General features: G+C 43.6%; 2 protein-coding genes. Both read left to right on the top strand.

Translation table 11 applies throughout. The features are described 5' to 3' along the window. Window positions 1–153 precede the first annotated feature (153 nt). Window positions 154–558: an HTH domain-containing protein gene (locus UF75_RS25560; protein ID WP_045577327.1), complete on the top strand. Its 405-nt coding sequence runs from the start codon at window positions 154–156 to the stop codon at window positions 556–558. After that, the gene (locus UF75_RS25555) at window positions 555–1508 is read left to right on the top strand and encodes an IS3 family transposase (protein ID WP_045577326.1); all 954 of its coding nucleotides are present in this window, start codon (window positions 555–557) and stop codon (window positions 1506–1508) included. Before UF75_RS25560 ends, UF75_RS25555 begins: the two co-directional genes overlap by 4 nt. Window positions 1509–1751 lie beyond the last annotated feature (243 nt).

Raw genomic sequence — 1751 nt, 5'->3', positions numbered from 1 at the left:
AAAATATACCCTAGAAAATGGACAGCATGGGTTTTGAAAACCCTCTATTTTGTACAGGTTGATTTTTGAAACCCTTAACCTCGGACAAATAGCGGTTTTGATTGCAGTTCAAACAGGTAACAATAAAACTGGACTGAATTGGAGGAATGCCGCATGGCTAACAAGAAATTTACTCAAGAAGAAATGAATCATCTCCGAGCAAGTCCTTATGTTTTGGATGTAAGTCCTAGTATTGTGCATTTCTCAGCCAATTTTAAGGAACTGTTTTGGAATTCAATACAAGAAGAAAAGGAGCCGCGAGATATTGTTATCGAGCTCGGCATCGATCCGGATATTCTTGGCGAATGTCGTGTAACTGGATTGAAGGGTATGATCCGAAATGAAGTCCGAGCGGGAAAAGGGTTCAGAGACTTAAAAACATACGGGTCATATGTCAAAGACTGCACAAATCCAGAAGCAAAAGTAAAATACCTTGAGCAACAACTGGCTTATAAAGATCAAGAAATAGAGTTTCTAAAAAAAATTGTATCTTTAGGCCGGGAGGATTCGGAATCATGAATGTTACCGCAGCTGCCAAGTATACAATCATTCGCGAGATGACCCAGCGAGACAACAACTTGCTGAATATTGCCTGGCTGTGCGCTGCTGCCGGTGTTTCACGGTCCGGATACTACCATTACCTTGAAACGGAACACCTCAGACGACAACGTGAAGAACAAGACCAAAAGGATCTCCTAATAATTTTGGAGGCTTACCGATTTCGTGGTTACAATAAGGGAGCCCGCGGTATTTACATGCGGCTTCTTCATATGGCTCCTCCGGTGCACATGAACATTAAGAAGATCCGACGTTTGATGAACAAATATGGACTTTTCTGTCCTATTCGCAAAGCAAATCCGTACCGGAGAATGGCCAAAGCACTAAGAACCAGCAATGTTGCCCCCAACCTTCTGAACCGGGAATTTGAAACACACGGCCCCCGTGCTGTTCTGCTGACAGATATTACCTACATCATTAATGGGAAGGCGCCACGGTGCTATATGTCTACTATCATCGACGCCTGTACAAAAGAGTTGCTCGCTTGGGTACTGAGTGAATCTCTCGAAATCGATTTTGTTCTGGAAACCGTGAACCGGCTCATCGAGAATTATGGTATCTCTTTGACATCCGAGACCCTGATTAATTCGGATCAAGGGTCACACTACACAAGTATAAAGTTTATCCAGTTGATAAAAGACAGTGAACTGAGGCAGTCTATGTCCCGAAAGGCAAACTGTTGGGATAACGCTCCGCAGGAATCCTTTTACGGTCACATGAAAGATGAAATTGACATTTCACAATGCACAACATTTGAAGGAATTCACCAAGTGATCAGCGATTGGACTGATTATTACAACATCGAGCGATACCAATGGAATTTGGCAAGATTAGCTCCAAGGGAGTATTACAAGTATCTCGTTACAGGAGAATACCCTTTAACAATACCAAAAGCAAAAGGTGAAGAATGAAGGTGGGGCTCTGCCCCACACCCCGAGGTTTTTCGCTTGGTTTCCAGGGAGGCAGTACTTGTCTGCAATAAAAAGAAGCGGTGCTGATACGCATCGCCTCCCTTGTAAACCCACACGGGCGCTCGGGTCGCTCCTCAGCGTTTCCCTATCCTCCCTTGTGGTAAAGCAACGTTAGTATAGCATAAATACATTTTGATTGGAATTCCGAAAACCCAAATTGTCCTTGACATGGGGTACACAATA

The sequence above is a fragment of the Desulfosporosinus sp. I2 genome (assembly GCF_000960765.1).
GTDB lineage: Bacteria > Bacillota > Desulfitobacteriia > Desulfitobacteriales > Desulfitobacteriaceae > Desulfosporosinus.
The sequence above is the reverse complement of the archived record's forward strand: the minus strand, read 5'-3'. Positions and strand labels throughout refer to the sequence as shown.

Excerpts from the sequence above, each read along its gene's own strand:
- UF75_RS25560 (WP_045577327.1), top strand. The coding sequence starts at position 154 with ATGGCTAACAAGAAATTTACTCAAGAAGAAATGAATCATCTCCGAGCA.
- UF75_RS25555 (WP_045577326.1), top strand. The coding sequence starts at position 555 with ATGAATGTTACCGCAGCTGCCAAGTATACAATCATTCGCGAGATGACC.